The following is a 12,430-nucleotide window of genomic DNA, read 5'->3' as shown; positions in this document are numbered from 1 at the left end:
CCTACTTGCCGTCCAGCCGCCCGCTGATCCACTCCAGCGTCGCGGGGATCTCCCGGCGCCACGTGTTGAAGTTGTGCCCGCCGCTGTCGAGCGTGATCGAGGAGACCCTGGTGGGCGACTTCACGTTGCCGATGAACTTCTCGGTGTCGCCGTAGTTGTCCTCTCCTTGTTTGCTGGTGGTGACAAGGAGGGACGTCTTGGGCGCCGGCATGTGATCGAGGTACCACATGAGGTCGGCGCGCTGCTCCAACTCCTTGTCGCCCTGGAAGAGATCGCCCGTCGTGACGTCGATGGGCGCCTTGTAGTACGCGGAGAGGCCCGCCCCGGCCGCGTACACATCGGGATGGTGCATGGCCAGCTTCAGGGCGCAGTAGCCGCCCGTGGAGTCGCCGATGACACCCCAGCTCCCCGCGGTCCGGCCCGTCCTGTAGTGCTCGGAGATGGCACCGGGCAGGTCCTTGGCGAAGAACGTCTCGGCCTGCGGGCCACCGGGGACGTCCACGCACTCGGTGTCCCGCGGCGGCGCCACGGTGGGCCGCATCATGACCAGGATCATCGGCTGCATCTTGTCCCGCCTGGCCAGCTCATGGGCGGTCTGCGGGTAGTGCAGGCCCTTGATCAGCGCCTCGGCGGTGCCGGGATAGCCGGTGAGGACCACGGACACGGGGAACGTGCGCTTCTTGTACCGCGGCTGGAAGTACTCGGGCGGCAGGTAGACGTAGGCGGGGCTCGCTATGTCCGCCTCCTTCCCGCTGACGACGACCTTCTGGATCTGGCCGCCGGTCGAAGGCCTGCCGCCGCCGGGCACGTTCACGGGCCGGGTGCTGCGCACGTCGACGGGTGTCTCGCCCTTGGCGGGATCGTGGTCGACGACGACACCGGGGCTCGTCTCCTGGCCGAAAAGGTCCGCCCACGTGGCGTAGAAACCGAACGACTGATTGGCGGCGAGACCGACCGACGCGAAGATCGCCAGCTGGGTGGCGATGAGGAGCCCGATACGGCCGCTGACGGTCCGCCAGTTCTGGCGGGCCAGGCGCGGCCAGAACCAGACCGTGCCGATGAACAGCACGACGGCGAGGACCACCGCCAACGCGAGAAGCTTGTTACTCGTCAGACCCATGGGGTGTTCTGCCTGCGCTTTCTGCCTGTTCCGTCGTTCTTTTCCAGCGGTTTTCCGGTCGGGAGTGAACCCGAGCCCCAGAAGGACCGTCCTAGAGGGCGCAATGTCGCCGGATGCCGTTTTGGTGCCGGAATCAAGGTCTCTCGCAGAACCACGGGATGCGATGTCTGTCAGGATAGATGCGGAAATGTCAGGTGCGGTTCCGGACAGTGAGGGCAGCCGCCCCGAAGGTCGGCGCCGTACCGGCGGGCTCCGTGACGGCAGCCACAGCAGACTCAGCCGACTGCTCCGCGGCCCACGCCCCGAGGCCGTGCCCACCCTCGTCGCCCGCGCCTGCACCCTCGTGGGCCTGCTGAACGTAGCGGCAGGCGTCTTCCCGCGCTTCCGGCACAGCCGCATGCACGCGATCGCCGAGGTGCTGCCCGGCGCGCTCGGCCCCTTCGCCGCCGCGCTCGCGCTCAGCTCCGGCGTCCTCCTGCTGCTGCTCGCACACGGCCTGCGCCGCCACAAGCGGCGGGCCTGGCGGGCCGCCGTGGTGCTGCTCCCGGCCGGTGCCGTGGCGCAGTTCGCGTACCGGCACTCGGTCATCGGCGTACTGATCTCGCTCGCCCTCCTGACGCTGCTGCTGCGCCATCGGGGTGAGTTCGCCGCGCTGCCGGACCCGCGCAGCCGCTGGCGGGCGCTTGCCAACTTCGTGCTCCTCGGGGCCGGTTCCATTGTCCTCGGCCTCGTGATCGTCAGTGCCCACCCGGGCAAGGTCATCGGTGACCCGGGCATCACAGAGCGCCTCGCCCACGTCCTGTACGGCCTGTTCGGCTTCGAGGGCCCGGTCGACTACTACGGACGCACGTCCTGGACGGTCGCCTACTCACTGGGCGCACTCGGCCTGCTCACGGCGATCACCACCATCTACCTGGCCTTCCGGCCCGAACACCCGGCGGCCCACCTCACCGAGGACGACGAGACGAAGCTGCGCGCCCTGCTCGACAAGCACGGCGCACGCGACTCCCTCGGCCACTTCGCGCTCCGCCGCGACAAGGGCGCCGTCTTCTCCCCCAGCGGCAAGGCCGCGGTCACCTACCGCGTCGTCTCCGGAGTGATGCTCGCAAGCGGCGATCCGATCGGTGACGTGGAGGCCTGGCCCGGCGCCATCGAACGCTTCATGGACGAGGCGAAGGCCCACTCCTGGACGCCCGCCGTCATGGGCTGCTCCGAGACGGGCGGCGAGGTCTGGACCCGGGAGACCGGCCTTGACGCCCTCGAACTGGGCGACGAGGCGGTGGTGGATGTCGTGGATTTCTCCCTGTCCGGGCGTGCGATGCGCAACGTACGCCAGATGGTCAAGCGGATCGAGCGCAATGGCTACGAGACGCGCGTACGGCGCGTGCGTGACCTCGGGGAGCGCGAACTGGAGCGGATACAGCGCGCCGCCGACGACTGGCGCGGCACCGACACCGAACGCGGCTTCTCCATGGCGCTCGGCCGCATCGGCGACCCCGGGGACGGCGACTGTCTGATCGCCACCGCCCACAAGGCAGACGCCGAACCGGGCCCCTACGGAGACCTCAAGGCCGTCCTCCACTTCGTCCCCTGGGGCAAGGACGGCGTCTCCCTGGACCTCATGCGCCGCGACCGCGCGGCCGACCCCGGCATGAACGAGCTGCTCATCGTGGCCGCGCTGCAGGCCGCGCCGAAGCTCGGCATCGCCCGTGTCTCGCTCAACTTCGCGATGTTCCGCGCGGCACTCGCCCGCGGCGAGAAGATCGGCGCGGGCCCCGTCCTGCGCGCCTGGAGGGGCCTGCTCGTCTTCCTCTCCCGCTGGTTCCAGATCGAGTCCCTGTACAAGTTCAACGCGAAGTTCCGCCCCCGCTGGGAGCCCCGCTTCGTCGTCTACCGCTCCTCCAAGGACCTCCCCCGCATCGGTTTCGCCGCCATGCAGGCCGAGGGCTTCGTCACCCTCGCACTGCCCCGTTTCCTGCGCCGGGGGAGCGCGCAGCGCCGTCCCTGCCCGCACCGCGCGGCAGAGCGCGAGGTCCGGGCGGCATAGAGCCCGCCCGCACGGGCCTAGGCTGGAGGCATGAGTACGTTGCGCGGGCGGGGATCGGTCGAGGGGCTGCCGGAGTGGGGCCGCTGTGCGGTCATGGGGGTCGTGAACGTGACCCCCGACTCCTTCTCCGACGGGGGCCGCTGGTTCGACACCACGGCTGCCGTCAAACACGGCATCGACCTGCTCGCCCAAGGCGCCGACCTGGTCGACGTGGGCGGCGAGTCGACCCGTCCCGGCGCCCCGCGCGTCGACGAGGACGAGGAGCTGCGGCGCGTGGTCCCCGTCGTGCGGGGCCTCGCGTCCGAGGGCGTGACGGTCTCCGTGGACACGATGCGCGCCACCGTCGCCGAGCAGGCACTCGCCGCGGGCGCCGTCCTGGTGAACGACGTCAGCGGCGGCCTCGCCGACGAGCGCATGGTCCCCGCGGTCGCCGCCGCCGGTGCACCCTTCGTGGTGATGCACTGGCGCGGCTTCCTCACCGACATCCACGCCAAGCCCGTCTACGAGGACGTGGTCTCCGAAGTCGTCGACGAGCTCCACGCACGCGTGGAGGCAGCCATCGAGGGCGGCATCGCCCCCGAGCGCATCGTCATCGACCCGGGCCTCGGCTTCTCCAAGGGCGTCGAGCACGACCTGGCGCTCCTGGCCCGCCTCGACCGCCTCCGCGAGCTCGGCCACCCGATCCTGGTCGCCGCTTCCCGCAAGCGCTTCCTCGGCCGCGTCCTGGCGGGCCCCGAGGGCGCTCCGCCGCCCGCCCGCGAGCGCGACGCCGCCACCGCCGCGGTCTCCGCCATCGCCGCCCACCAGGGCGCCTGGGCCGTCCGCGTGCACGAGGTGCGCGCCACCGCCGACGCCGTCCGTGTCGCACACGCCGTGACCAGCGCGGCAGGCGGCCCGCAGTGACCGCGGCCAGGACCGACGTGGAGCAGGTCGAGCTGGCCAACACGGCCTTCTACGAAGCACTGGAGCGCGGCGACTTCGACGAGCTCTCCGACCTCTGGCTGGACACGGACGCCGCTCCGGAACCGGCCGACCTCGACGGCCGGGACGACGAGGACGTCGCCGAGGACGGCGACGAGCCCGCGATCTCGTGCGTCCACCCCGGCTGGCCGGTCCTCACGGGCCGCGGCGAGGTGCTCAGGTCGTACGCGCTGATCATGGCGAACACCGAGTACATCCAGTTCTTCCTGACCGATGTGCACGTCGGGGTCGCCGGTGACACCGCCCTGGTGACCTGCACGGAGAACATCCTCAGCGGCGGCCCGCCCCCCGAGGCCGGCGGCGAACTCGGCCCGCTCGTCGGCCAGCTCGTGGTCGCCACCAATGTGTTCCGCCGCACAGTCGACGGATGGAAGCTCTGGTCGCACCACGCCTCACCCGTACTCGCCGAAACCGACGACGAAGAGGGCGAGGACTCACCCTCCTGAGTGGGTAGGGGCCGTTCCAGGAGCCCCCGCGGGCGAGGACTGTCAGTGCTCGCAGGTAGATTCGATCGAGGCTGGTGTGCCGACCGCACTCGGTGCAGGCCGCCGATAACGACGATTGCAGGAGTGATTCGCGTGGATCGTGTCGCGCTGCGCGGCCTCAAGGCCCGTGGGCACCACGGTGTCTTTCCGCGGGAACGCGAAGAGGGCCAGACCTTCATCGTGGACCTGGTCCTTGGCCTGGACACCCGTGCGGCCGCCGCCGACGACGACCTGGCGAAGACCGTGCACTACGGCGTCGTGGCCGAGGAGGTCGTGGCCGCCGTCGAAGGCGATCCGGTGGACCTCATCGAGACGCTCGCCGAGCGCATCGCCCAGACGTGTCTGAAGCACGAGGGAGTCCTGGAGGTCGAGGTGTGCGTCCACAAACCGGACGCCCCGATCACCGTCCCCTTCGACGATGTGACCGTCACCATCACCCGGAGCCGAGTATGACCGCGTTTTCCACGCAAGGGCAGAGCGACCCGACCGTCCAGCCGGTGCCCACCGCCGTGGTCGAGCAGGTCGACGCCGCCGACACCACCCTCTCCAACCCCAAACGCGCCGTGCTCTCCCTCGGCAGCAATCTCGGCAACCGCCTGGAGACGCTGCAGGGCTCGATCGACGCCCTGGAGGACACCCCCGGCCTGCGCGTCAAGGCAGTCTCTCCGGTGTACGAGACGGAGCCCTGGGGCGTCGAGCCGGGCACCCAGCCGTCGTACTTCAACGCGGTCGTCGTGGTGAAGACGACCCTGCCGCCCTCCTCGCTCCTGGAGCGGGCACACGCGATCGAGGAGGCCTTCCACCGCGTACGGGACGAGCGCTGGGCCGCCCGCACGATCGACGTCGACATCGTGGCGTACGCCGACGTCGTCTCGGACGACCCGGTCCTCACGCTCCCCCACCCGCGCGCGCACGAACGTGCCTTCGTCCTGGCCCCCTGGCACGACGTGGAGCCCGAGGCGCAGCTGGCAGGACGCGGCCCGGTCGCCGAGCTGCTCGCCAAGGTCACCCGCGATGGCGTCAAGCCCCGTGTCGACCTGGAACTCCGCCTGCCCGAGTAATCGTTAGGGTCTATCGGACCCGCACGACGAGAAGCGGATCCGTACGACGACGAAGCGATGAAGGGTCATCCGTGAAGCAGCTGCGCATCAGGACACTGGCCGGCCTCTTCGTGGTGGCCGGTGTGCTGTCCTGGGCGGGCGCCCGGCTGTGGGACTCCGTGGGCACACTCCCGCGGGTCCCGCTGGCCGCGCCCATCGTGCTCGCGGTGATCGCCGTGGTGCTGCTTGCCACGGCGCTCTCGCTGCGCTCCCGGCTGCGCGCCCAGCGCGAGCGGCGCCCCGGGGCGAAGGGCGTCGAGCCGATGATGGCCGCGCGCGCCGTGGTCTTCGGCCAGGCGAGCGCGCTGGTCGCCGCCCTGGTCGCCGGGATGTACGGCGGCACGGGCGCCTTCCTCCTGGAGTACCTGGACGTCCCGTCCCGCCGCGACCAGGCGATCTACGCCGGTCTCTCGCTCGTGGCGGGCATCGCGGTGATAGCGGCCGCCTTCTTCCTGGAGCGGGTCTGCAAGCTCCCCGAGGACGAGAACGAGGACGAGAACGGCGGGACGGCCGCGGCGGTGTAGACCGCCGGCGCTGTCGCCATCGCTGTCGCTATCGCGCCATGATCAGGCTCATCGCCTCGTTGCGCGTCGCGGGGTCGCGCAGCTGCCCGCGCACCGCTGAAGTGATCGTCTTGGCGCCCGGCTTCCGCACCCCGCGCATGGTCATGCACATGTGCTCGCACTCGACGACCACGATGACACCGCGCGGCTCGAGGATCTCCATCAAGGAGTCCGCCACCTGCGTGGTCAGCCGCTCCTGGACCTGCGGACGGCGCGCGTACACGTCCACGAGGCGGGCGAGCTTGGACAGGCCGGTGATCTTCCCGTCGGACGACGGGATGTAGCCGACGTGCGCGACGCCGTGGAACGGCACGAGATGGTGCTCACAGGAGCTCTGCACCTCGATGTCCTTCACCAGGACCATCTCGTCGTGGCCGAGATCGAACGTCGTCGTCAGGACGTCCTCGGCCTTGAGCCACAGACCGCCGAATATCTCCTTGTACGCGCGGGCCACGCGGCCAGGAGTCTCCCGCAGGCCCTCGCGGTCCGGATCCTCCCCGACCGCTATCAGCAGCTCGCGCACGGCGTTCTCGGCCCGCTTCTCGTCGAACACGCCGATCGTGCCCTCGCCGTCCAGCGTCACGGGGTCGGTCATGTGTGCCTCGTTCCTAGCGTTCCACGCATCAGTGCGTCAGTACGTACGAAAAAACTGCGCCCCCCAGGCTAGAACCAGGGGGGCGCAGCTTCCATTCCGGGCCTGCTGTGGCGGCCGGGGATCAGCTCTCGGGGCGATCCTCCTTGGTCACCTCGATGGGCGTCTCCGTCGGACCCGCGGTCACCGCGGGCGTCGCGCCGTTCGCACCGTTCGTCAGTGACAGCTCCCTGGGGGAGAGCACCGGCGGGCGGGTCGAGGGCGTGCGCCGCGAGGAACCGGTCCACGCCGGACGGGCCGGGCGCTTCACGAGGCCTGCGAAGACCTCGGCGATCTGCTCCTTGTTGAGCGTCTCCTTCTCGAGGAGCTGGAGGACCAGGTTGTCGAGAACGTCGCGGTTCTCGACGAGGATCTCCCAGGCCTCGTTGTGCGCGGTCTCGATGAGCTTCTTGACCTCTTCGTCGACCAACGCCGCGACCTCTTCGGAGTAGTCGCGCGGGTGACCCATCTCGCGGCCCAGGAACGGCTCGGTGTTGTCGCCACCGAACTTGATCGCGCCGAGCCGCTCGGTCATGCCGTACTGCGTGACCATGGCCCGCGCGGTCGCGGTGGCCTTCTCGATGTCGTTCGCCGCGCCCGTCGTCGGGTCGTGGAAGACGAGCTCCTCGGCCGCGCGCCCGCCCAGCATGTACGCCAGCTGGTCGAGCATTTCGTTGCGCGTGGTCGAGTACTTGTCCTCTTCGGGCAGGACCATGGTGTAACCCAGGGCCCGTCCGCGCGACAGGATCGTGATCTTGTGGACCGGGTCCGAGTTCGGAGACGCAGCCGCGACCAGGGCGTGTCCGCCCTCGTGGTACGCGGTGATCTTCTTCTCCTTGTCGGACATGATCCGCGTCCGCTTCTGCGGACCCGCCACGACGCGGTCGATCGCCTCGTCCAGTGCGTGGTTGTCGATCAGCTTCTTGTCGCCGCGCGCCGTGAGGAGCGCCGCTTCGTTCAGCACGTTCGACAGGTCGGCACCCGTGAAGCCCGGCGTACGCCGGGAGACCGCGCCCAGGTCGACGTCCGGGGCGACCGGCTTGCCCTTCTGGTGAACCTTGAGGATCTCCAGACGGCCCTGCATGTCCGGGCGGTCGACCGCGATCTGACGGTCGAAACGGCCGGGGCGCAGGAGTGCCGGGTCGAGGATGTCGGGGCGGTTCGTGGCGGCGATCAGGATGACGCCGCCCTTCACGTCGAAACCGTCCATCTCGACGAGCAGCTGGTTCAGCGTCTGCTCACGCTCGTCGTGACCGCCGCCCATACCGGCACCGCGGTGCCGGCCGACGGCGTCGATCTCGTCGACGAAGACGATCGCCGGGGCGTTCGCCTTGGCCTGCTCGAAGAGGTCACGCACACGCGAGGCACCGACACCGACGAACATCTCGACGAAGTCGGAACCGGAGATCGAGTAGAAGGGAACGCCGGCCTCACCCGCGACAGCACGCGCGAGGAGCGTCTTACCCGTACCGGGCGGCCCGTACAGGAGCACGCCCTTGGGGATCTTGGCCCCGACGGCCTGGAACTTCGCCGGCTCCTGGAGGAACTCCTTGATCTCGTGGAGTTCCTCGACGGCCTCGTCCGATCCGGCCACATCGGAGAACGTCGTCTTCGGGGTGTCCTTGGTGATCAGCTTGGCCTTGGACTTCCCGAACTGCATGACCCGGGAGCCGCCGCCCTGCATCTGATTCATCAGGAACAGGAAGACAACGACGATGAGTACGAAGGGGAGCAGGGAGAGCAGGATGCCGACGAACGGGTTCTGCTTCGACTCCGAGACGGTGTAACCGTCCGGGATCTTCTTGTCCTCGAACTTCTCCTGCAAGGTGTTGGCGATGGCGACGCCTTGGTCGCCGATGTAGCTCGCCTGGATCTTGCTGCTGTCCTTGACCTTCTGGCCGTCCTTGAGCTCGACCTTGATGGTCCGCTCGTCACCGGTGGTGAGCTTGGCAGACTCGACCTTGTCGTCGTTGATCGCCTGCACAACCTGGCCGGTGTCCACCGTCTTGTAGCCGCCGGACGAACCGACGACCTGCATCAACACGACCACGGCAAGGACGGCCAGCACGATCCACATGACTGGCCCACGGAAGTATCGCTTCACGTCCATCCATACGGAGCGATGACGCCCCGTCCCTCCTGCCATAGTGAGTTTGATAAAGACTGTTCTTCGGACGGTACCCCAGCATTGTCACCCGAAGCCGCACGGGACGGCTGACAAACCCGTCTTCGCATGCTTCAACGCCGGGAAACGGGTGAGGGTTCCCGGCCGCCTCCGAGGAGTTGGCCGGGAGGGCCGGGGATCAGCCGCCGTAGACGTGCGGAGCGAGGGTGCCGACGAACGGCAGGTTGCGGTACTTCTCCGCGTAGTCCAGGCCGTACCCGATGACGAACTCGTTCGGGATGTCGAAGCCGACCCACTCCACGTCGATCGCGACCTTGGCCGCCTCGGGCTTGCGCAGCAGCGTGCACACCTTCAGCGACGCGGGCTCGCGCGAGCCGAGGTTGGAGAGCAGCCAGGACAGCGTCAGACCGGAGTCGATGATGTCCTCGACGATCAGGACGTGCTTGCCCTTGATGTCGGTGTCCAGGTCCTTGAGGATCCGCACGACACCGGAGGACTGGGTGCCCGCGCCGTACGACGACACGGCCATCCAGTCCATGGTGAGCGGGGTGGACAGCGCACGCGCCAGGTCCGCCATGACCATCACTGCACCCTTGAGCACTCCGACGATCAGCAGGTCCTTGCCCGCGTACTCCGCGTCGATCTTCGCGGCCAGCTCAGCCAGCTTCGCGTCGATCTCTTCCTTGGTGATGAGCACCGACTGAAGGTCGGTGCCCATGTCTTTCGCGTCCACCCGCATCACTTTCGGTCGTCCGTCACACCGGCTGCGTGGGGCCCACGGACCCCTCGGTCAACAGCCTTGCCGGATCACCAGTCTGCCACCCTGGCGCTGAGCGACGACTTTGCCCGGGAGATTGATGGCCCCCTGGCCTCGCCAGCCCGTGATGAGCCGGTCGACCTCTTCGAGGTGCCGGGCGAACAGCGCACCGGCCGGGGCGCCCGCATCGATGGCCGCGCGGCGCACGATGCGACGGCGTACGGCGGGCGGCAGGGCGTAGAGCTTCGCGCATTCCAGGAGTCCGGCCGCGTCGCGCACGGAGGCTTCCGCCTGTGCGGCCCAGTGGTCCAGGGCGTCGGCGTCATCCCGGGACAACTGGGCCGTACGGGCGAGGGCCTCCACGACGCCCTTGCCGAGCGCCTTCTCCAGGGCGGGCAGGCCTTCGTGCCGCAGCCGCGAGCGTGTGTAGGCGGGGTCGGTGTTGTGCGGGTCGTCCCAGACGGGCAGCGACTGGACCATGCAGGCCTTGCGGGCGGTCTGCCGGTCGATGTGCAGGAAGGGGCGGCGGTAGCGCCGGTCGGCCCCAGAGCCGCCGGACACGGCCGCCATCCCGGACAGGGAGCGGATGCCGGAGCCGCGGGCGAGACCGAGCAGGACGGTCTCCGCCTGGTCGTCACGGGTGTGGCCGAGCAGGATCGCTGCGGCGCCATGGCGATCGGCTACGGCGTCGAGCGCTCCGTACCTCGCGTCGCGGGCCGCGGCCTCGGGGCCGCCGTCCCGGCCGACGTCGACGGCGACGGACTCGATCGGGTCGAGGCCGAGGGCGGTGAGCCGCGAGACGACCTCGGCGGCGCGCAGCTCGGACCCGTCCTGCAGTCCGTGGTCGACGGTGACGCCGCCGGCGCGGATACCGAGCTTGGGGGCCTCGAAGGCGAGGGCGGAGGCGAGCGCCATGGAGTCGGCGCCGCCGGAGCACGCGACAAGCACGAGTGGCGACGTGGCCTGCTCGTGTGGAGGGTGGGGGTGAGCGGGGCGTGAGGGGACGTGCTCGGGGCTGCGCTGTGCTTCGGGGCGCTGTAGGTCGGCGCGATGGGCGTCGGTGCGCTGTACGTCGGTCAGTACGTCGTGGAGTACGCGGCGGACCGCCAGGCGTATCGCCGCGACCGCAGGATGGGGACCCATGTCCGGTTCCCTTCATGAAGTTCGGGGGTGAGCCTCGGACCTGTCACTCAGGACCACACTCGGGAGATCGGGCCTCAGGCAGATCCCACGAGGTTAGTCACGCAGAGTGTGTCGATGGTGACAGAGCCGAGCCGTTCCCCGAGCATTGCACGCCTACCCATGGCTCACGGTCCCTCGGACGGGTGATTGCGGGGGCGTTCGCCTGCCATCGGCCGCAACTCGCTCCCTTAGTGCCCTCACTCTCCCTTACGGTGCACCCGCGCGACCCAGTCCGCCGGTTTGGCGATCTCCGACTTGGTGGGCAGCGTGTTCGGCGAAGTCCACACCCGGTTGAAGCCGTCCATTCCGACCTCGCCCACGACCGCGCGCACGAAACGCTCGCCGTCGCGGTATTGGCGCAATTTCGCATCGAGGCCGAGCAGCTTGCGCAGGGCCTGGTCGAGGCGGCTCGCCCCACGGGCCCTGCGCTGCTGGAACTTCTCCCGGATCTCGCCGACGGAGGGCACCACATCAGGGCCGACCCCATCCATCACGAAGTCGGCATGCCCCTCGAGGAGCGACATGACGGCCGTGAGCCGAGCCAGGATCTCGCGCTGGGCGGGGGTCTGCACCAGCTCCACGATGGAGCGGCCCCCGTCGTCCTCCTCGCCCTCGGGGCGGCCGCCCGCGAGGGACTGGGCGGCTTCCCTGATGCGCTCCAGGACCGTCATCGGGTCGACTTCGGTCTCGGAGAGGAATGACTGGATCTCCCCCTCCAGGTGGTCCCGCAGCCAGGGCACGGCAGAGAACTGCGTGCGGTGCGTCTCCTCGTGCAGGCACACCCAGAGCCTGAAGTCATGGGGGTCCACGTCGAGTTCGCGCTCGACGTGCACGATGTTCGGCGCCACCAGGAGGAGCCTGCCGCCGCCGTGCTCCCCCGCGGGGAGGTCGCGGGTGGCCGGGGCGAAGGTCTCGTACTGCCCGAGGACGCGCGAGGCGAGGAAGGAGAGCAGCATCCCGAGCTCCACGCCCGTCACCTTGCCGCCGACCGCGCCGAGCACGGCGCCCCCGGGGCCGCTGCGCCGGTCCTGCATCTTGTCCAGGAGTGGCTTGAGGATCTCCCGGAACCCGGCGACGTTCGCCCGGATCCATCCGGCCCTGTCGACCACGAGCACCGGGGTGTCGTGGATGTCCTCCGTGCCCATCCGGGTGAAGGAACGGACGTGCTCCTCCGAGGACTTCGCATGCTTCCGGAGCTCGGCGACGATGGCCCGCGCCTCGTCCCGGCTCACTTCTGGACCCGGCCGGACGAGCCGGGTCGCGGTCGCCACCGCGAGATTCCAGTCGACCATCTCCGCACCACCGATGCTCGTCATGCGTCAACGGTACGTGGTCGGCTCCAACTGCGGAGGGGGTTGAGCCCCGAGATTGCCCCACTTCGGACCCGTAGGGGTCACCAGGAGACGCCTACACCCCGAGCCCACCGCTCCCACCCCACC

General features: G+C 69.5%; 12 protein-coding genes. 6 read left to right on the top strand and 6 right to left on the bottom strand.

Going from position 1 to position 12,430, the window contains the following annotated elements:
- Position 1: 1 nt before the first annotated feature.
- The gene (locus ABD378_RS21370; protein ID WP_344522541.1) at positions 2-1,120 is read right to left on the bottom strand and encodes an alpha/beta hydrolase; all 1,119 of its coding nucleotides are present in this window, start codon (positions 1,118-1,120) and stop codon (positions 2-4) included.
- Positions 1,121-1,283: 163 nt separating this feature from the next.
- On the opposite strand from ABD378_RS21370, the gene ABD378_RS21365 reads away from it, so the two are divergent.
- From ABD378_RS21365 to ABD378_RS21340, 6 genes are all read left to right on the top strand, one after another.
- Entirely contained in the window at positions 1,284-3,167 is a 1,884-nt protein-coding gene (locus ABD378_RS21365; RefSeq protein ID WP_386544340.1) for a phosphatidylglycerol lysyltransferase domain-containing protein, read from the top strand.
- A 30-nt stretch (positions 3,168-3,197) separates the two neighbouring features.
- Entirely contained in the window at positions 3,198-4,070 is an 873-nt protein-coding gene (gene folP, locus ABD378_RS21360; RefSeq protein ID WP_344522539.1) for a dihydropteroate synthase, read from the top strand.
- Positions 4,067-4,594, top strand: coding sequence for a nuclear transport factor 2 family protein (locus ABD378_RS21355; protein ID WP_344522538.1), 528 nt, complete (start codon positions 4,067-4,069; stop codon positions 4,592-4,594). The genes folP and ABD378_RS21355 overlap by 4 nt, the downstream gene beginning before the upstream one ends.
- A 132-nt stretch (positions 4,595-4,726) precedes the next feature.
- Positions 4,727-5,086, top strand: coding sequence for a dihydroneopterin aldolase (gene folB / locus ABD378_RS21350; RefSeq protein ID WP_160506392.1), 360 nt, complete (start codon positions 4,727-4,729; stop codon positions 5,084-5,086).
- Positions 5,083-5,694: a 2-amino-4-hydroxy-6-hydroxymethyldihydropteridine diphosphokinase gene (folK, locus tag ABD378_RS21345; protein ID WP_344522537.1), complete on the top strand. Its 612-nt coding sequence runs from the start codon at positions 5,083-5,085 to the stop codon at positions 5,692-5,694. The genes folB and folK overlap by 4 nt, the downstream gene beginning before the upstream one ends.
- Before the next feature lie 71 nt (positions 5,695-5,765).
- A complete protein-coding gene (locus tag ABD378_RS21340; protein ID WP_344522536.1) occupies positions 5,766-6,257 on the top strand; it encodes a DUF3180 domain-containing protein in 492 nt (163 codons plus the stop codon).
- Positions 6,258-6,285: 28 nt separating this feature from the next.
- Here the strand turns inward: ABD378_RS21340 and folE are convergent, their stop codons facing one another.
- From folE to ABD378_RS21315, 5 genes are all read right to left on the bottom strand, one after another.
- Positions 6,286-6,891: a GTP cyclohydrolase I FolE gene (gene folE, locus ABD378_RS21335; protein ID WP_344522535.1), complete on the bottom strand. Its 606-nt coding sequence runs from the start codon at positions 6,889-6,891 to the stop codon at positions 6,286-6,288.
- A 121-nt stretch (positions 6,892-7,012) separates the two neighbouring features.
- The gene (gene ftsH / locus ABD378_RS21330) at positions 7,013-9,037 is read right to left on the bottom strand and encodes an ATP-dependent zinc metalloprotease FtsH (RefSeq protein ID WP_344522534.1); all 2,025 of its coding nucleotides are present in this window, start codon (positions 9,035-9,037) and stop codon (positions 7,013-7,015) included.
- A 193-nt stretch (positions 9,038-9,230) separates the two neighbouring features.
- Positions 9,231-9,791: a hypoxanthine phosphoribosyltransferase gene (hpt, locus tag ABD378_RS21325; protein ID WP_135330538.1), complete on the bottom strand. Its 561-nt coding sequence runs from the start codon at positions 9,789-9,791 to the stop codon at positions 9,231-9,233.
- A gap of 51 nt (positions 9,792-9,842) precedes the next feature.
- Entirely contained in the window at positions 9,843-10,952 is a 1,110-nt protein-coding gene (gene tilS / locus ABD378_RS21320; protein WP_344522533.1) for a tRNA lysidine(34) synthetase TilS, read from the bottom strand.
- Between the two features lie 236 nt (positions 10,953-11,188).
- Positions 11,189-12,307, bottom strand: a complete 1,119-nt coding sequence (locus tag ABD378_RS21315; protein WP_344522532.1) for a zinc-dependent metalloprotease — start codon at positions 12,305-12,307, stop codon at positions 11,189-11,191.
- Positions 12,308-12,430 lie beyond the last annotated feature (123 nt).

The sequence above is a fragment of the Streptomyces rectiviolaceus genome (assembly GCF_039533825.1).
Lineage (GTDB): Bacteria > Actinomycetota > Actinomycetes > Streptomycetales > Streptomycetaceae > Streptomyces > Streptomyces rectiviolaceus.
The sequence above is the reverse complement of the archived record's forward strand: the minus strand, read 5'-3'. Positions and strand labels throughout refer to the sequence as shown.

Excerpts from the sequence above, each read along its gene's own strand:
- ABD378_RS21370 (WP_344522541.1), bottom strand. The coding sequence starts at position 1,120 with ATGGGTCTGACGAGTAACAAGCTTCTCGCGTTGGCGGTGGTCCTCGCC.
- ABD378_RS21365 (WP_386544340.1), top strand. The coding sequence starts at position 1,284 with ATGTCTGTCAGGATAGATGCGGAAATGTCAGGTGCGGTTCCGGACAGT.
- folP (WP_344522539.1), top strand. The coding sequence starts at position 3,198 with ATGAGTACGTTGCGCGGGCGGGGATCGGTCGAGGGGCTGCCGGAGTGG.
- folK (WP_344522537.1), top strand. The coding sequence starts at position 5,083 with ATGACCGCGTTTTCCACGCAAGGGCAGAGCGACCCGACCGTCCAGCCG.
- folE (WP_344522535.1), bottom strand. The coding sequence starts at position 6,891 with ATGACCGACCCCGTGACGCTGGACGGCGAGGGCACGATCGGCGTGTTC.
- ftsH (WP_344522534.1), bottom strand. The coding sequence starts at position 9,037 with ATGGACGTGAAGCGATACTTCCGTGGGCCAGTCATGTGGATCGTGCTG.
- hpt (WP_135330538.1), bottom strand. The coding sequence starts at position 9,791 with ATGCGGGTGGACGCGAAAGACATGGGCACCGACCTTCAGTCGGTGCTC.
- tilS (WP_344522533.1), bottom strand. The coding sequence starts at position 10,952 with ATGGGTCCCCATCCTGCGGTCGCGGCGATACGCCTGGCGGTCCGCCGC.
- ABD378_RS21315 (WP_344522532.1), bottom strand. The coding sequence starts at position 12,307 with ATGACGAGCATCGGTGGTGCGGAGATGGTCGACTGGAATCTCGCGGTG.